General features: G+C 67.2%; 16 protein-coding genes and 1 tRNA gene. 7 read left to right on the top strand and 10 right to left on the bottom strand.

Features of this window, described 5'->3' with window-relative positions; all coding sequences use genetic code 11:
* Positions 1-217: 217 nt before the first annotated feature.
* From AC5P99_RS10435 to AC5P99_RS10420, 4 genes are all read right to left on the bottom strand, one after another.
* The gene (locus tag AC5P99_RS10435; protein WP_088436030.1) at positions 218-1,000 is read right to left on the bottom strand and encodes a BUD32 family EKC/KEOPS complex subunit; all 783 of its coding nucleotides are present in this window, start codon (positions 998-1,000) and stop codon (positions 218-220) included.
* 78 nt (positions 1,001-1,078) lie between these two features.
* Entirely contained in the window at positions 1,079-2,056 is a 978-nt protein-coding gene (locus AC5P99_RS10430) for a beta-ketoacyl-ACP synthase III (protein WP_088436031.1), read from the bottom strand.
* A gap of 91 nt (positions 2,057-2,147) precedes the next feature.
* On the bottom strand, positions 2,148-2,342 hold the full coding sequence (gene rpmF, locus AC5P99_RS10425; RefSeq protein ID WP_005408308.1) for a 50S ribosomal protein L32: 195 nt from the start codon (positions 2,340-2,342) through the stop codon (positions 2,148-2,150).
* A 107-nt stretch (positions 2,343-2,449) separates the two neighbouring features.
* Positions 2,450-2,959 (bottom strand): YceD family protein, encoded by a 510-nt coding sequence (locus AC5P99_RS10420; RefSeq protein ID WP_012479287.1) that lies wholly within the window; start codon positions 2,957-2,959, stop codon positions 2,450-2,452.
* 113 nt (positions 2,960-3,072) lie between these two features.
* Here AC5P99_RS10420 and AC5P99_RS10415 point away from each other — a divergent pair, with 113 nt between their 5' ends.
* Complete coding sequence (locus tag AC5P99_RS10415) at positions 3,073-3,642, top strand: Maf family protein (protein WP_049451098.1); 570 nt, start codon at positions 3,073-3,075, stop codon at positions 3,640-3,642.
* 211 nt (positions 3,643-3,853) lie between these two features.
* Here the strand turns inward: AC5P99_RS10415 and AC5P99_RS10410 are convergent, their stop codons facing one another.
* Positions 3,854-5,695 carry a glycosyltransferase family 39 protein gene (locus tag AC5P99_RS10410; RefSeq protein WP_049451099.1) on the bottom strand — a complete coding sequence of 614 codons (1,842 nt, stop codon included), beginning with the start codon at positions 5,693-5,695 and terminating at the stop codon, positions 3,854-3,856.
* 42 nt (positions 5,696-5,737) lie between these two features.
* Here AC5P99_RS10410 and AC5P99_RS10405 point away from each other — a divergent pair, with 42 nt between their 5' ends.
* From AC5P99_RS10405 to AC5P99_RS10390, 4 genes are read left to right on the top strand one after another with little or no spacing between them, the layout of a single operon-like run.
* Positions 5,738-6,691, top strand: a complete 954-nt coding sequence (locus AC5P99_RS10405; protein WP_005408304.1) for an AAA family ATPase — start codon at positions 5,738-5,740, stop codon at positions 6,689-6,691.
* A gap of 2 nt (positions 6,692-6,693) precedes the next feature.
* Positions 6,694-7,638, top strand: coding sequence for a DUF58 domain-containing protein (locus AC5P99_RS10400; protein ID WP_495213125.1), 945 nt, complete (start codon positions 6,694-6,696; stop codon positions 7,636-7,638).
* Positions 7,631-9,580, top strand: a complete 1,950-nt coding sequence (locus tag AC5P99_RS10395) for a transglutaminase TgpA family protein (RefSeq protein ID WP_049451101.1) — start codon at positions 7,631-7,633, stop codon at positions 9,578-9,580. Before AC5P99_RS10400 ends, AC5P99_RS10395 begins: the two co-directional genes overlap by 8 nt.
* A complete protein-coding gene (locus AC5P99_RS10390; RefSeq protein WP_005408301.1) occupies positions 9,577-10,104 on the top strand; it encodes a Slp family lipoprotein in 528 nt (175 codons plus the stop codon). The genes AC5P99_RS10395 and AC5P99_RS10390 overlap by 4 nt, the downstream gene beginning before the upstream one ends.
* Before the next feature lie 77 nt (positions 10,105-10,181).
* Here the strand turns inward: AC5P99_RS10390 and AC5P99_RS10385 are convergent, their stop codons facing one another.
* From AC5P99_RS10385 to dnaX, 4 genes are all read right to left on the bottom strand, one after another.
* A complete protein-coding gene (locus tag AC5P99_RS10385) occupies positions 10,182-10,541 on the bottom strand; it encodes a histidine triad nucleotide-binding protein (protein ID WP_005408300.1) in 360 nt (119 codons plus the stop codon).
* Between the two features lie 67 nt (positions 10,542-10,608).
* Complete coding sequence (recR, locus tag AC5P99_RS10380) at positions 10,609-11,208, bottom strand: recombination mediator RecR (RefSeq protein ID WP_005408299.1); 600 nt, start codon at positions 11,206-11,208, stop codon at positions 10,609-10,611.
* Between the two features lie 111 nt (positions 11,209-11,319).
* Complete coding sequence (locus AC5P99_RS10375; protein WP_005408298.1) at positions 11,320-11,640, bottom strand: YbaB/EbfC family nucleoid-associated protein; 321 nt, start codon at positions 11,638-11,640, stop codon at positions 11,320-11,322.
* Positions 11,641-11,646: 6 nt separating this feature from the next.
* Positions 11,647-13,680 carry a DNA polymerase III subunit gamma/tau gene (gene dnaX / locus AC5P99_RS10370; RefSeq protein WP_049451114.1) on the bottom strand — a complete coding sequence of 678 codons (2,034 nt, stop codon included), beginning with the start codon at positions 13,678-13,680 and terminating at the stop codon, positions 11,647-11,649.
* Positions 13,681-13,842: 162 nt separating this feature from the next.
* Between dnaX and AC5P99_RS10365 the strand changes: the two genes are divergently transcribed.
* Positions 13,843-13,935, top strand: a tRNA-Ser gene (locus AC5P99_RS10365).
* Between the two features lie 138 nt (positions 13,936-14,073).
* Here the strand turns inward: AC5P99_RS10365 and AC5P99_RS10360 are convergent.
* The gene (locus tag AC5P99_RS10360) at positions 14,074-14,484 is read right to left on the bottom strand and encodes a DUF3592 domain-containing protein (protein WP_275043323.1); all 411 of its coding nucleotides are present in this window, start codon (positions 14,482-14,484) and stop codon (positions 14,074-14,076) included.
* Positions 14,485-14,833: 349 nt separating this feature from the next.
* Here AC5P99_RS10360 and AC5P99_RS10355 point away from each other — a divergent pair, with 349 nt between their 5' ends.
* Positions 14,834-15,277 carry a GNAT family N-acetyltransferase gene (locus AC5P99_RS10355; RefSeq protein WP_049451108.1) on the top strand — a complete coding sequence of 148 codons (444 nt, stop codon included), beginning with the start codon at positions 14,834-14,836 and terminating at the stop codon, positions 15,275-15,277.
* The last annotated feature ends 48 nt before the right edge of the window (positions 15,278-15,325 follow it).

The raw sequence follows: 15,325 nt of genomic DNA, 5'->3' as shown, positions 1-15,325 counted from the left end.
GGGGGAACATGCCGTGTCGTCTGTACGTGCGCGTATGCACGCGTATGGAGCGCGGCCGCGGGACAACCCGGCATCCGGCGCGGTGTCCCCGCCCAGGTAGAGTCGACTGTCAGTCGACTGCCCTTCGATCAGCCGCTGAAAACCCGCGCTGCGCGCGGAAGTCGACTGACAGTCGACTCTACCGCAGCGCCAACCTGCCAGCAGCGCGAACCTGCCATCAGCAGAACAGTTGCAGGACGTCCAGGTCGCCGTCGGCGAGGAAATCCACGCACAGGCCGACCAGCAGCAGCACGCCGGCGGTGCTGGCGCCGTGGGCAATGAAGATGGAATGGGCCAGCGCGCGCGCTGAGCGGCCCAGCTTCATGCAGACCCGGGCCAGGCTGCGCAGGCGGCCACTGACTGCGTGCACGTGCTCGCGCACCGGCGCCTGGGCATCGCCCATCGCCTCGGCCATCATCGCCTGCAGCTGCTCCGGGCGGTCGGCGTAGTACTTGGCCACGCCGTAGCCGAACATCAGCCAGTCGCGGGCCTGCGCTTCGGACAGATCCATCACTTCCAGCGGATCTTCCTCGAAGTCGATGAAGCCCACCTGCTGCCCATCCCAGGTGAGGTTGCGCGGCAGCGGCTGGCCGAAATACGCGCCGCGTCCATGCGCCTCGGCGATGGCCTGCATCGCCGCCATCACCAGCCGGTCGCGACCGGCCTCATCGGCCTGGCGCAGGCAGGTATTGAACGAATTGCCGTTGTCGCCGATCACCAGCGCGGCATGGCCGGTGCCCAGCACGTCGGGCACGTTCACGCCCTGCGCCTGCAGTTCTCCCAGGCGACGGGCTTCGGTTTCTCGCGCGGCATCACCACCACGGTGCGGCGGTGGCCGCAGGGCGTCCAGATGGAAACGACGGGCAACGAAATTGAGCAGGCCCAGGGCCACTGCGCGGCTTCCCTTGCCGTACTGCTTCAGCCAGGCGCGCTGCCCTTCGATGACGATGGGCTCAACCATGACGTGTACTCCTTTAAACGCGTTACGGCCCCAGAGGGGCCGTAACGACAAAACTTCACATTGTCGTAACTTGCACTATCAATAGCGCAGCAGGGCCGAACCCCACGTGAAGCCGCCGCCGAAGGCTTCCAGCAGCAGCAGCTGGCCGCGCCCGACGCGGCCCGAACGCACCGCGGCGTCCAGCGCCAGCGGCACCGAGCCGGACGAGGTGTTGCCGTGCTTGTCGACAGTCACCACCACCTGGTCCATCGACATGTCCAGGCGCTTGGCGGTGGCTTCGATGATGCGCAGGTTGGCCTGGTGCGGAATCAGCCAATCCAGGTCGGACTTGTCCAGGCCATTGGCAGCCAGGGTCTCGTCCACGACCGAGTCCAGCGCCTTGACGGCGTACTTGAACACGTCGTTGCCCTTCATGTTGATGGTGCCACCACCGTTGGCGCCGTCCTTGAAGCCGGTCGAGACGCCCACCGGGTTCCACAGCAGCTCCTTCTTGCTGCCGTCGGCATGCAGGTGGGTACTGAGGATGCCGGTTTCCTCGTCGGCCTTGAGCACGACGGCGCCGGCGCCATCGCCGAACAGCACGCAGGTGGTGCGATCGTTCCAGTCGACCATGCGGGTCAGCGTTTCGGTGCCGATCACCAGCACGTGCCTGCAGTCGCCGGAACGGATGAACTTGTCGGCCACGCCCAGCGCGAACACGAAGCCCGAGCAGGCGGCGTTGACGTCAAAGGCAGGGCACCCCGCAACACCGAGCTTGGCCTGGATCAGGCACGCGGTGGAGGGGAAAATGAGATCGGGCGTGGTCGTACCGACCACGATCATGTCGAGCTGCGAAGCGTCGATACCGGCCGCTTCAAGTGCGCGCAACGCGGCCTGGTAGCCGAGGTCGCTGGTGGTTTCGCCTTCGGCCGCGATGTGCCGTTCACGAATTCCGGTGCGCGACTGGATCCACTCATCCGAGGTTTCGACCATTTTTTCCAGGTCGGCGTTGGTCAGGACTTTTTCCGGCAAATAGCTACCGGTGCCCGCGATCCTCGAATAGATCCGCTTGCTCATCATGTTTCCTGTTGCGCGGGCCGCCGATCACCGGCACGCCCGGGAAAGAAGGCAAAGGCCGCTGCCCGGGGGCAGCGGCCTTCCCGGCACATCAATCTTCTTCGACGGCCGAGGTCTTGGTCTGGATGACCTTCTTGCCGCGGTAGAAACCGTCGGCAGTGATGTGGTGACGCAGGTGCACTTCGCCGGTGGTCGGGTCGGTCGACAGCTGCTTGGCGCTCAGGGCGTCATGCGAACGGCGCTGGCCGCGGCGGGACGGGGTAACACGGGATTTCTGCACAGCCATGGGATTGCTCCAAACTCGGTTCGTTTTGCTTCGTCGTATCGTCGCGCAGGACGCCAGCGCCCAGCACACTTTCGCTTTCGCCGCAGCCGCCGACGACAATCCGGCTGCTATTGTTTCTTCAATGCCGCCAATGCCGCGAACGGATTGGCCTTCTTTGTTTCTTCTTCGCTCGGCGCCCAGTCCTTGTCGACTGCTTCACCGTCGGGCGACAGCGGTACCACCGGCACCGCCAGCACCAACTCGTCTTCGACCAGGTCCAGCGGACGCAGCTGGCCGTCTTCCGGCACCAGCAACGCCTCGTACTCCTCCGGCAGGGACGATTCCTCGTCCTCGTCGCGGATCAGGCCAAGCCTCTGGGTCACCTTCACCGGCAACAGGAATCGCTGCATGCTGCGCTGACAGGTCAGCGGCAACGCGGTGTCGATGGTCAGTTCCACATAGGATACCCGCAGGACTTCGTCGCGACCGAATTCAAGCGAGTAGGAACACTCGCCGTCGGTATCTGCGACCAGCCCCTGCAGGCGGGTCAATTCAGCCAGGGAGACCTGGCCGTCGAAGCGCCTTCGCGCTACGACCATCCGCCAAGCATCCAGCGATTCGGGCACGTTCGCGGACATAAGCCGCTGAATACTAAGGATCGGGGGGGCTGCTGTCAAATGCCCGCCATACAGCACTTGCTGCTGGCGCTGCGCACAGGCCAGACTGCCGCACCCTGCCCCGGTATTCTCGCATGTCACTGGTCCTGGCCTCCACCTCCCGCTACCGCCGCGAGTTGCTGCAGCGGCTGGGCCTGCCCTTCGACTGCGCGCGCCCGGAGGTGGATGAAACCCCTTTGAACGGTGAGACGCCGCTGGCCCTTGCAACGCGCCTTGCCACGGCCAAGGCAACCGAAGTCGCCGCCCGCCACCCCGGCGCCTGGGTGATCGGCTCGGACCAGGTGGCGGACCTGAACGGGCGGCCGCTGGGCAAACCGGGCACGGCCGGGGCGGCCTGCGCGCAGCTGGCGGCGATGTCCGGGCAGACAGTACGCTTCCATACCGCCATCAGTCTCACGCGAGACGGAGAATCATTCAGTGCCGTGGATCTGACCGAGGTCCGTTTCCGCGCGCTGGGCCATGAGGAGATCGCACGCTACGTGACCACCGAACAGCCCCTGGACTGCGCCGGCAGCTTCAAGTGCGAGGGCCTGGGCATCAGCCTGTTCGAAGCGATCGACAACCGCGACCCGACCGCGCTGATCGGCCTGCCGCTGATCGCGCTGTGCGGGTTGCTGCGCCAGGCAGGGTTCGCGGTGCCCTGAAGGCGACACACTGACTGCCGGCACCGATCGCGGAAACAGGCCGGACATGGGCCGGGTAGGACCTGAGCCGGGTAGCGTCGACTGTCAGTCGACCATCGCGCGCAGCGCGGGGTTCTGCCGGCGGCTGGAAGAGCAGTCGACTAACAGTCGACTCTACCAACATGGAGCACCCAACCAACCTGGCGCGCGACCACCTGGACCGCGCTCCGCCTCAGCGCCCGCGAACCTCGAACGGCTGCTCCTGCCATTCCTCCACGCTGCCATCGCGACCGTGCAGGCGCAGGCCCAGCCAATGCCGTCCCGGCGCCAGCGTGCTAGTGTCCAATGAAGCATCGAAGCCCACCGCCGGATGCTGCGGATCGGTGCTGTCCGGCCAGGTCTGGCGCACGTCGAATGCGCGGCCATAGCGCGCATCCCCCATCGAGCGGCCATCGACCAGCACCTCAACCCGTGCCAGGCCGACACCATCCTTGAACGCCCATCCCTTGATCGCCAGCGTGCCAGACACCTTTTCGCCGTTGGAAGGGGTATCCAGCCATGCCATTGCCGGAGTCACGCACGCCCCCGGCGCGCGCCGCGCCGGCAGCCGGAACAGCAGGAAACGCTGGAAACCATGGTCACTGCTGACCACACGCGGCGCCGGCAGCGGCCCCACCTGTCCGCAGATGGCGTGATAGCGCGCCAGCAGATCGCGATAACGCTGGTCACTGGGTGAAAGCACCAGCAGCATCGGCGTCGAGCGCTTGCCCTCATGCAGCAGTTCCCACTGCGCCAGCTGCGCGGTGCGCCCATGCTTGTCGTTGAGCGGATGCGGCAGCACTTCGATATCGCCATTGCCGAGCTGGAAGCCCAGCTCGGCCCCCACCTTGAAGTTCCCCGCCAGCACCCGCGTGCCCGCCGGCATCTGCTGCAACTCTTCGCGCACCGCCATCGCCAACGGCTGCCAGCCAGCGAAATTGCGCGGGTAGTACTTGCTGCCTGCCAGCTGCTCGCGCAACGCAGGCGTGGAGGCCATCAGGTAATAGCCGAACGCCAGCACCATGCCTGCGCCCGCCAGCCACCAGCCGGTGCGCCGCAGCCAGCGTGGCCAGCCGTTGAGCACCACCGGCACCGCCACCAGCAGGGCCAGGTAGCCCGGCAGCGGCCAATGGAAACTGATCCGCTCGACGTCGGTGAAGAAGCCCAGCAGGAAGATGCCCAGCGTGGATACGCCCCCGACCAGGCCGAAGTAGCGCCACTGCACGCGCGTGCCGCCGCCCCTGCGGGTACCGGCCAGCGCCACCTTCCACATCGCCATGCACAGGATCGGGGTGACCAGCATGGGCTGGATCACCAGGAACCACAGCCCGTTCCATTCGAACGTCCAGGGATGGCGCTCGACCACCTGGAACTTCAGGCCGGCGTCGTGGTTGTCCGCGTTCCATGCCAGCAACGGCAGCCACGCCAGCACGCCCACCGCCAGCGCGACCCATACGCGCGGATCGGCCAGCATGCGCCGCCCCTGCGGCAGCGCCAGCAACGCGATGAAGCCAACGCCGATGACACCGATGAAACGGTAGTGACTGAGCGCACCGATCGACAGGCCCAGCGCAAGCTTCATCGCCGACGATGCATCAACGTTGTGCAGCAGCCGCGCACCGGCGTGCAGGCAGATCACCGCGGCCAGTGCCATGGGCACATCCGGCACCGCCAGCAGGCCCAGCGTCGCCGACAACGGCATCAACAGCGTGAGGCTGCCCGCTTGCCAACCGGCCACATTGCCGAACCAGCGCGTGGCCGTGCGCACCACCAGCAACGGCAGCAGCGCGCCGATGGCCAGGAACGGCAGGCGCAACGCGAGCACATGCTGGCCACCGATCTCCACACCCAGGCGCGCCAACCACGCGGTCAGTCCGGGAAGGTCCGAATACGCAGCGGCCAGATGCTGGCCTTCCTGCCAATAGAACGCCTCGTCAACAAACAGTGGCAGCCGCGCAGCCACTACCAGCTTGGCCGCTGTGACCAGCGTCCATAACCAGAGAAATATTGTCCGCGCGCGCTGTTCGCCCTGCATTGCTCTATGGATAATCGAATGGATTCCAGACCTGAGACGATCATGCCAGCCTCGTCCCCCAATCCCAGCATGCTAACCGATCAACTGCGCCAGGCCCTGCGGGAGGCACAGGATCAGGTAAACGCACTGGTGCTGGGCAAGGTGCCGGAAGTCAGGCTGGCTTTCGTCGCCCTGCTTTCCGGTGGCCATCTGCTGATCGAGGATCTGCCCGGCCTGGGCAAGACCACGCTGGCGCATGCGTTGGCCAGCAGCCTGGGCCTCAGTTTCCAGCGCGTGCAGTTCACCTCCGACCTGCTGCCCGCCGATGTACTGGGCGTTTCGGTATACGAGGCCGGCAGCCGCCAGTTCCAGTTCCATCCGGGGCCGGTGTTCACCCACGTGCTGCTGGCCGATGAGATCAACCGTGCGCCGCCGCGCACGCAGAGCGCGCTGCTGGAGGCGATGGCCGAACAGCAGGTCACCCTGGATGGGCAGACCCATCCCCTGCCCGATCCGTTCTTCGTGATCGCCACGCAGAACCCGGTGGACCTGTCCGGTACCTTCCCGCTGCCGGATTCGCAGCTGGATCGTTTCCTGCTGCGCCTGGCGATGGGCTACCCCAGTGCGCAGGCCGAACGCGAACTGCTGCGAGGTACAGACCGCCGCGACCTGATCGCACGTGCCGTACCGAAGCTGGATGACACCCAGGTACGCGCGCTGCGTGAAGCCGTCAGCCAGGTCCATGCCAGCGATGCACTGGTCGACTACGTGCAGGCCCTGCTGACCCGCAGCCGCCAGCACGCCGGCGTGCGCGTGGGCCTGTCACCGCGTGCCGGCCTTGCGCTGCTGCGCGCGGCCAGGGCGCATGCACTTCTGCTGGGCCGCGGCCACGTGGTGCCCGAGGACGTGCAGACCCTGTTCGTGGCGGTGGCCGGTCATCGCCTCGTGGCCGAAGCCGAGTCCAGCTCGGGGCCGGCACTGGCACGGGCCATCCTGCAGACCGTTGCGGTGGACTGAGGGTGGCCACGCGCTGGGCACGACTGCAACTGCTGGCACGCCCGCGCAGGCCTGAAGCACTGCCGCAGCGCCTGGACCGCCATCGCATCTACGTGCTGCCCACCCGTTTCGGCCTGTTCGTCGCCGCGCTGCTGGCGGCGATGCTGCTGGGCGCACTGAACTACAACAACAACCCGGCGTTGCTGCTGGCCCTGCTGCTGGCGGCAGCGGCGATCGCCAGCGCCATCGCCGCGCACCTGCAGCTGTCCGGCGTACAGATCGACGCGATCTCCGCCGAGCCGGTTCCTGCCGGGCAACCACTGCGCCTGCGCGTGGACCTGTCACTGCGTGATCCGCGCGCACGCCACGGCCTGAACCTGCAGGTGGGTGACAGCGAAGCCTGGACCTCGCTGCCTGCACACGGCCGCGGTGAAGTGGAGCTGCAGGTTCCCAGCGAACGCCGCGGCTGGCTGGAGCTCCCGCGCATCCGCCTCTCCACCACCCAGCCACTGGGCCTGGTGCGGGCATGGTCGTGGGTGTGGCCGGAACAACCGCTGCTGGTCTATCCGCAACCCGAGGCGCTGGCCCCTGCACTGCCGGAAAGCGGCAACGATCCGCTGCACACGCGCGCCCATGCCAGTGGCGAGGAACTGCATCAGCTACGGCCCTATCGTGCGGGCGATGCGCCACGCAGCATTTCGTGGAAGCACTCGGCACGCCGCGACAGCCTGCTGGTGCGCGAGTACGAAAAGCCGGTTGGCATCGAAGTCATCCTCGATTGGCGCACGCTGTCCCCGCTGGGCCATGAAGCACGCATCGCGCGTTTGGCGCGATGGGTCGACATGGCCGAGCGCGAAGGCCGCCGCTACACCCTGCTGCTGCCTGCACACCCGCCGTTCGGGCCAGGCCAGGGCGCCAGCCACCACCACCTGTGCCTGCGTGCACTGGCATTGATGCCGCATGACTGAGACCACGCCCGCGCTCGACCGCAATGCCCGCAACTGGACCCTGGCCAGCGCGGCGTTGGCGCTGTTGCCGTTGCTGCTGCAGTTGCCGCCCCTGCTGGCGGGCGTGATCGCGGCCGCAGCGCTCGTGACTGCGGTCCTGTCGTGGCGGAAGGTGCTGCCCATGCCGGTGCGCCTGCTGCTGGTGCTGGCCATGCTCGGTGCCATCGCCTGGCAGATGGGGATGGTCCGACCTGGGCGCGATACCGGTTGCGCCCTGCTGGCAGCGATGCTGGCGATCAAGTCCAGCGAACTGCGCAGCCGGCGCGATGCCCGCAGCCTGCTCGGGTTCGCGCTATTTTCCCCGTTTGCGGCGTTCCTGCTCGACCAAGGACCACTGACCACGGTGTTGGCCGCACTGGCGGGGATCAGCGCGCTGCTCGCCCTGCAACGGCTGGCCGGGGATGAAGGCCACGCCGCGCAGCTGCCCTTGCGAGGGCAGCTGCGCGGCGTTGGCCGCCTGCTGGCGATCGGCCTGCCGCTGGCATTGGCCTGCTTCTGGCTGTTCCCGCGCCTGGCCACGCCACTGTGGGGTGTTCCCGAGCGCGCCGTGGGTACGCCGGGGTTGTCCGACAGCATGGAGCCCGGCCAGTGGCTGGACCTGATGGCCGACGACAGCCCGGCGCTGCGCGTGCAGTTCTTCGGCGCGGTACCCGAGCCGATGCAACGCTACTGGCGAGGACCGGTACTGACCGCCTTCGATGGCCGGCGCTGGACACGTGACCGCGCCAGCGAGCGACGGCCGGCGGCCGTGGTCGAGGCCGGCACGCAGGGCTGGGACTACCAGATCGACTACGAACCCACCGACCGGCGCCAGCTGGTGGCACTGGACCTGCCCAGCCGCGCGCCTGCAGGCAGCACGCTGGATGCGGACATGAGCCTGAGCAGCGAGCGGTCACTGGCGTCGCTGAGCCGCTGGCGGTTGCATTCGGCGCCACCACAACGCTTCGACAGCACGCTGTCACCCTATCTGCGACGGGCCGCGCTGCAGTTGCCCAGTGGCTTCAACCCGCGCACCGCCACGTTGGCGCAGCAATGGCGGCAGCAGGCTGGCAGCGATGACGAGGCCATCGTGCGCCGCGCGCTGCAGTGGATCACCACCGACTTCTCGTACACGCTGGACACCCCTGCGGCAGGGCGCGACCCGATCGACGAGTTCCTGTTCGGCTACAAGGCCGGCTTCTGTGAACACTTCAGCTCGGCCTTCGTGGTGTTGATGCGCAACGCCGGCGTCCCGGCACGGGTGGTGACCGGCTTTGCCGGCGGCACCTACAACCGCCTTGGCGACTACTGGATCGTGCGGCGGATGGACGCCCATGCCTGGGCCGAGGTATGGCTGCCGCAGCGCGGCTGGGTACGGGTTGACCCGACCGCAGCCGTGGCACCGGAACGCATCCTGGACACACTGGACGACCGCCTGCAGGCCGGTACGGACACACCACTGCAGCAACGCTGGCAGCAGCTGGGGCAGATGGGCGACTGGCTGCGCCGCGGCTGGAACGACCTGGTGCTGTCATTCGATGCACGCCGCCAGCAGCAACTGCTCACGCCGTTCGGGCTGGATGATCTGGGCCCCACGCAACTTGTCGCTGGCTTCGTGGTGGCAACGATGCTGGCCTTGGCGTGGATGGCCTGGCTGCTGGCCCGTGGCGAGCGCGAACGCGACCCGCTGCTGCGCGCCTGGCACCGGCTCGGACGGCGCTACGCCCGCCTCGGCCTGGCCCGTGAACCGCACGAAACCGCACAGGACTGGGCCCAGCGGGTGCACCGGCAGCGCCCTGACCCGGCCCTGCTCGCACTCAGCCAGCGTTTCGCCGACGCGCGCTACGCTGGAACTTGCACCGACCTCGCTTCATTATTGCGGGACCTGCGCAGGCATCGCCCGACTTCCGGAGCCTCCCCATGAACACCAAGTTCCTTCTCACCGCTGTGGCCACGCTGGCCCTGTCGGCCTGCGCCACGGCCCCCAAGCCGCTGCAGGGACAGTTCAGCCTGGTCTCCCCGCGCGACTCGGTCGCTACCCAGCAGGTCGGCACGCCGGTCCGTTGGGGCGGTCGCATCATCGAAACCAAGCCCGGCCAGGGCGAGACCTGCTTCCAGATCATCTCGCGCCCGCTCAATGGCAGTGGCCGCCCGAACACCACCTCGTCCGACGCCAGCGACGGTCGTTTCATCGCCTGCCGTGCCGGCTTCTACGACCCGGCCGTGTTCGAAGCCGGTCGTGACGTGACCTTCATCGGCAAGATCGACGGCTACCAGAACACCCGCATCGGCGAGTACGACTACCGCCTGCCCAAGCTGTCGGCCGATGTGATCTACCTGTGGCCGGAACAGCGCCAGGTCGACGTGGTGCCCTACCCCTATGGCCCGTGGGGCCCGGGCCCGTATGGTCCGTACTGGGGCGGCTATGGTCGCTGGGGCTGGTGGTGATCGTCACCGCACAGGCATGACGGAAAAGGCCGCCCTCGGGCGGCCTTTTTCATCCGCGCATGGCGTGGACAGGGGCTTCAACGCCCAGGCGCACCGAAATGCCCCAGCGGCGCACCGGCCAGCAGGTGCATGTGGATATGGAACACGGTCTGTCCGGCATGCTCGCGGCAGTTCATCACGATACGGTAGCCGTCCTGTGCGAAGCCCTCGCGGCGCGCATACTCGGCGGCAGCCAGCGCCAGCTTGCCGATCAGGTGCGCCTGCGACGGCTGCAGGTCATCCAGGGTCGGAATGATCTCGTTCTTCGGAATGAACAGCACGTGCACCGGTGCCTGCGGTGCGATGTCCTTGAAGCCCAGCACCTCGTCATCCTCATAGACGATGGTGGCCGGGATCTCGCGACGGATGATCTTGCTGAAGAGGGTTTCGTTGCTCATGGTCGGCCTCGGCGGGGATGTCATCCGCATTGTAGGCCGGCCGCGCCGGGGGATGCCCGGCCGGCATTCAATCGCGGAATTCGCTGCGCGTTCCGAACGCGTGCGAGAGCGTGCCGCGATCGACGTATTCGAGTTCACCGCCAAGTGGCAGGCCCTGCGCCAAACGGCTCGGCTGCACCTTGCGTGCGCGCGCCAGCTGCGCCAGGTAATGCGCGGTGGCCTCGCCCTCCACAGTGGCGCTGGTGGCGATGATCAGCTCCTGCACCTCGCCCTCGGCCAACCGTCGCTCCAATTGCTCCAGGCCCAGCTCGCGCGGGCCGATGCCATCGAGCGGCGACAGCCGCCCCTGCAGCACGAAGTAGACACCGCGGAAGCCGGTGGCGTTCTCGATGGCCAGGCGGTCGGCCGGCGATTCGACCACGCACAGCTGGCTGCGCTCGCGGCTGCCGTTGGCACAGGTCGGGCACAGCTCGGTTTCGCTGAAATCGCGGCACTGCACGCAGTGGCCGATTCGCTCCACCGCCAATGCCAGTGTCTCGGCCAGACGCTGGCCACCTTCGCGCTCGCGCTCGAGCAGGTGATAGGCCATGCGCTGTGCAGTCTTCTGGCCGACGCCAGGCAGCACCCGCAATGCGTCGATCAATTGTTCAAGCAGGGGTGCGGACACGGCGGCATGCTTTCATGGCGTCGAGCACGCTCGACAGCTGTCTGTAGAGTCGAACCATGCTCGACCGAGGGTTGGAGCGGGCACCTGCAGCGGCAGGCGCCCCCTGGGAAATCAGAACGGCAGCTTCATGCCCGGCGGCAGCTGCATGCCGGCGGTGGCCGACCCCATCTTCGACTTCGACTCGGCATCGATCTTGTTCGAGGCATCATTGAAGGCGGCGGCGATCAGGTCTTCCAGCATCTCCGGGTCGCTGGTCAGCGACGGGTCGATGCGCACCTTGCGGCATTCCTTGGCACCGGTCAGGGTCACGCTGACCATGCCGCCGCCGGCGCTGCCGGTCACTTCGATCTTGGCGATTTCTTCCTGGGCCTTCTGCAGGTTTTCCTGCATTTTCTGGGCCTGCTGCATCAGTTGGGCGATGTTTCCGCGCATGGTGTCTTACTCGTCAAAAGAACGGATGGAATCGGAAACAACCCGGGCACCGTGCTGTTGGATCAGCACCTGCACTTCCGGGTCGTCCATGAAAACGGCCTCTGCCACCTGCTGCCGCTCACTACGCTGGCGGTCGGCACGCTGGTGCAGAGTCTCGGCCGGAACGTGTTCGGTTTCCACGGTCTCGACCACGATCTTCGGCGCCTGGCCGAGGGCCTTCTCCAGCATCTCGCCCAGGGCGGCCAGCGCGCGCTCCGAGCGCAGGTATTCAAATCCGGGCGAAAGGCCCAGTTTCAAGGTCCCGTGCTGGCAACTGATGAAGGCAGCGTTGGCGGCCAGCTGCCGCGACGGGCCGCTCAGGCCACTGTTGGCGACCAGATCCAGCCAGTCCTCGGCGCTGGCCAGGTCGCTCACACCTTCCAGCGGCGCATTCTCCTGCACTGGCGCCGGCTCGACCGGCGCGATGGCAATGCCTTCAGTGCGGAACGGGCGCTCGGGCGGTGCAGGCTCGCTGGGAGCCGCGACGGGAGCCGGCGGCTCATGCCAGGGCGCCACCATGGCAGCTTCCGGCCCAGCCATCTCGGCCGCCAGCGCCTCGTCACGTGCCTCGGCTTCGTCGGTGGCCCACGGCGGCAGGTCGTCGCCCACTTCTGTTTCAACGGACGGCGGCGTCGCTGCTTCGGCCTTCACCGGCGGCGGTGACACCGGCTCTTCCACCGGAACCGGCTCGGGCTCCGGCGTCGGGTCCGGTTCGGGTTGCGGGGCCGGCTCAGGTTCGGGTTCAGGTTCGCGCGGCGCGGCCTGCACCGGAGCGGCCACCTGCGCCACCACGGCCGGGCTTGCCGAAGCGGCGGCAGTCGCCGGCGTCGCTTCGTGGGTCCCCGCACCGGTGCCACCACCGGCAGCATTGCCACCCGGCGCATTGCCTGCCCCCTCCACCGACTTCGGCACCGGCGGGACCGCCGCGGCCGGGCGGAACGCCAGCATGCGCAGCACGGCCATCTCGAAGCCCGCGCGCGGGCTCGGCGCCATCGGCAGGTCACGACGGCCGTTCAAGGCCATCTGGTACCAGAGCTGCACCACTTCCGGGCGCAGGCGCTCGGCGAATGCGGCGGCATCCAGGCCTTCGGCAACGGCCGCACCCGGTACCAGCTGCTGCACCTGGATGCGGTGCAGGCCTTCGGCCAGCGCTTCCAGCACGCCACTCCAGTCCGGCGAGAATTCGGCCAGCGCGGCCACCACCTGCAGCAGGCGCGGGCCATCGCCGTCAGCCAGCGCATCGAGCATCGCCGCCACCTGGGTGCGGTCGACCGTGCCCAGCATGGTACGCACCACGTCCTCGCGCAGCGCACCGCCGGCATAGGCAATCGCCTGGTCCAGCAGCGACAGGCCATCCCGTAGGCTGCCATCAGCGGCCTTGGCCAGCTGCACGATGGCACTGCCGTCGGCCTCGATCTCCTCGGCCGCCAGGATGCGGGTCATCTGGCCCTGGATCTGGTCCTCGTCCAGGCGCTTGAGGTTGAACTGCAGGCAGCGGCTGAGCACGGTGACCGGCAGCTTCTGCGGATCGGTGGTGGCCAGCAGGAACTTCACGTGCTCCGGCGGCTCTTCCAGCGTCTTCAGCAGCGCATTGAACGCCGCCTTGGACAGCATGTGCACTTCGTCGATCAGGTAGACCTTGTACTTGCCACGCGAAGGCATGTACTGCGCGTTCTCGATCACCTCGCGCACGTCGTCCACGCCGGTGTTGGACGCGGCGTCGATTTCCAGCAGGTCGATGTAGCGGCCGGCGTCGATATCCAGGCAGGCTGCACACTGGCCGCAGGGATCGGCACTGGTGCCCTGTTCGCAGTTCAGCGACTTGGCGAAGATGCGCGCGATGGTGGTCTTGCCCACGCCGCGGGTGCCGGTGAACAGGAACGCATGGTGGACCCGGCCGCTGTCCAGCGCGTTGCTGAGCGCACGGACCACGTGTTCCTGGCCCACCAGCTCGGCAAAACGCTTTGGACGCCACTTGCGGGCAAGGACGAGATAGGACATCAGGCCACCGTTTTCCATCGGATGTTCCATTGTGCCATGCCTGTCCAGCCCCCTCGCCTCCGGCACATCTTTCGCGGGTTCCTGGCCGGGGTGCTTGTGAAGTGCCGCGCAGCCCGCTAGAATCTGCGCCCCTGCTGAGGCGTTTGCCGATGGCAGGGATCCGGAGAGGTGTCCGAGTGGTTGAAGGAGCACGCCTGGAAAGTGTGTAAGCGTCTAAACCGCGCTTCGGGGGTTCGAATCCCCCTCTCTCCGCCAGATAAATGAAGAAGCCGCCCACTGGGCGGCTTTTTTTATTTGGCTGGCGGGAAGCGCGCTAGGTACCGGACTGAACAGGCTCTGCCGCCAGGGGCAGGTCCAACGGTCCGCCCGGCGACAGCGCGCGACCGCTGCGAGTCACCTGCGCCGGAGCAGTCCCCGCACGCAGACGCCGACGAACGCCAGCCCCAGCAGCATCCACACGACCGTCATTCCCCACAGCGCACCGAACGTATCCAGGACCGGCTCCAGGCGCGGTTGCGTCGGATCGTACAGCACGCGTACCGGCTGTCCAGGCTCATAGCCGAAGATCATGCCGCCCTGCGGGTAAGAGACGTGTTGGCCGGTCGCGGTGGTGAACGCAATCTGCGGATGCGATCCGCCCGCGTTCAGGCGCTCGACCTGGCCATCGACGGCATGCGCGATCTGCAGGAACTCAAGGCGATGCGTCACTTCGAAGGCGGCCACGGCAAGGATCAACAGCCCCACCGCGCCAAACAGCAGACCGCGCATGACCTGGGCAGTCCGGGAAAGAGAAGGGTCGGGCATCGCTGGGCAGCTCCGTTGCAGGCAGGAAGACGAATGGGGCCGGCGGATCCTGCCGCGCGGTCAGTCCCACGTGTCGAGAGCATAGCCCAAGAGCCGCCGCGCCCCGCTGCACGCCATCGCGCCCGCATCCGCCTCGCCACTACCCGCCACCGACGCACCCGCCTGGTGCAGGCGCCTGTGTTCCGCACAGTCATTCGAGGTGGGCGAAATCATCCGTGAGAAGATCGACTCCGCTCCATGTACCTTGGAGCACTTCGGCGGCTCCTGCGGCCTCGTCGCGCGATACCCCCTTGAGAAGGACAACGTCTGGACGGTTGAAATGCGCCCGGGCAACGCCAAGGCATTTTCCATGAACCTCCGCCTCTACCGCCCCGCCGATGCCAGCGCTTGCTTGTCGATTTTCGACAGCAACGTACCCACCTACTTCGCGCCCGAAGAGCGCAGCGACTTTGAGCGCTTCCTGCAAGAACAGGCCATGGACTGTGCATTCCAGGTCATCGAACGAGATGGCAGCATCGTGGCCTGCGGCGGCCTGTCGCGACGCGGCGACGGCAGTGCCGGTTTCTGCTGGGGCATGGTACAGCGCGCGCTGCACCAGCATGGACTGGGCCGGGAACTGGCGCTGGCACGCCTGCGCCAGGCCGAAGCGGATCCCTCGATCAAGCGCATCACGCTCAGTACCAGCCAGCACACCCAGGGCTTCTATGCTGGCCTGGGCTTCCAGGTGACGCGGATCGTTTCCAATGGCCACGGCGCCGGGATCGATGCCGTGGAGATGGAGCGGAGGGTCTAGCCCTCCGCACCGCCCTGGATCCACGCAGGCGTGGATCCAACCTCGCCC

This window comes from Stenotrophomonas sp. YJH_SMC_80 (assembly GCF_059372495.1).
This window is presented reverse-complemented; position numbering and strand designations above follow the sequence as displayed.

Excerpts from the sequence above, each read along its gene's own strand:
- AC5P99_RS10385 (WP_005408300.1), bottom strand. The coding sequence starts at position 10,541 with ATGAGCAACGAAACCCTCTTCAGCAAGATCATCCGTCGCGAGATCCCG.
- AC5P99_RS10420 (WP_012479287.1), bottom strand. The coding sequence starts at position 2,959 with ATGTCCGCGAACGTGCCCGAATCGCTGGATGCTTGGCGGATGGTCGTA.
- rpmF (WP_005408308.1), bottom strand. The coding sequence starts at position 2,342 with ATGGCTGTGCAGAAATCCCGTGTTACCCCGTCCCGCCGCGGCCAGCGC.
- AC5P99_RS10410 (WP_049451099.1), bottom strand. The coding sequence starts at position 5,695 with ATGCAGGGCGAACAGCGCGCGCGGACAATATTTCTCTGGTTATGGACG.
- AC5P99_RS10430 (WP_088436031.1), bottom strand. The coding sequence starts at position 2,056 with ATGAGCAAGCGGATCTATTCGAGGATCGCGGGCACCGGTAGCTATTTG.
- AC5P99_RS10395 (WP_049451101.1), top strand. The coding sequence starts at position 7,631 with ATGACTGAGACCACGCCCGCGCTCGACCGCAATGCCCGCAACTGGACC.
- AC5P99_RS10415 (WP_049451098.1), top strand. The coding sequence starts at position 3,073 with ATGTCACTGGTCCTGGCCTCCACCTCCCGCTACCGCCGCGAGTTGCTG.
- AC5P99_RS10355 (WP_049451108.1), top strand. The coding sequence starts at position 14,834 with ATGAACCTCCGCCTCTACCGCCCCGCCGATGCCAGCGCTTGCTTGTCG.
- AC5P99_RS10360 (WP_275043323.1), bottom strand. The coding sequence starts at position 14,484 with ATGCCCGACCCTTCTCTTTCCCGGACTGCCCAGGTCATGCGCGGTCTG.
- AC5P99_RS10375 (WP_005408298.1), bottom strand. The coding sequence starts at position 11,640 with ATGCGCGGAAACATCGCCCAACTGATGCAGCAGGCCCAGAAAATGCAG.
- AC5P99_RS10390 (WP_005408301.1), top strand. The coding sequence starts at position 9,577 with ATGAACACCAAGTTCCTTCTCACCGCTGTGGCCACGCTGGCCCTGTCG.
- AC5P99_RS10435 (WP_088436030.1), bottom strand. The coding sequence starts at position 1,000 with ATGGTTGAGCCCATCGTCATCGAAGGGCAGCGCGCCTGGCTGAAGCAG.
- AC5P99_RS10405 (WP_005408304.1), top strand. The coding sequence starts at position 5,738 with ATGCCAGCCTCGTCCCCCAATCCCAGCATGCTAACCGATCAACTGCGC.
- dnaX (WP_049451114.1), bottom strand. The coding sequence starts at position 13,680 with ATGTCCTATCTCGTCCTTGCCCGCAAGTGGCGTCCAAAGCGTTTTGCC.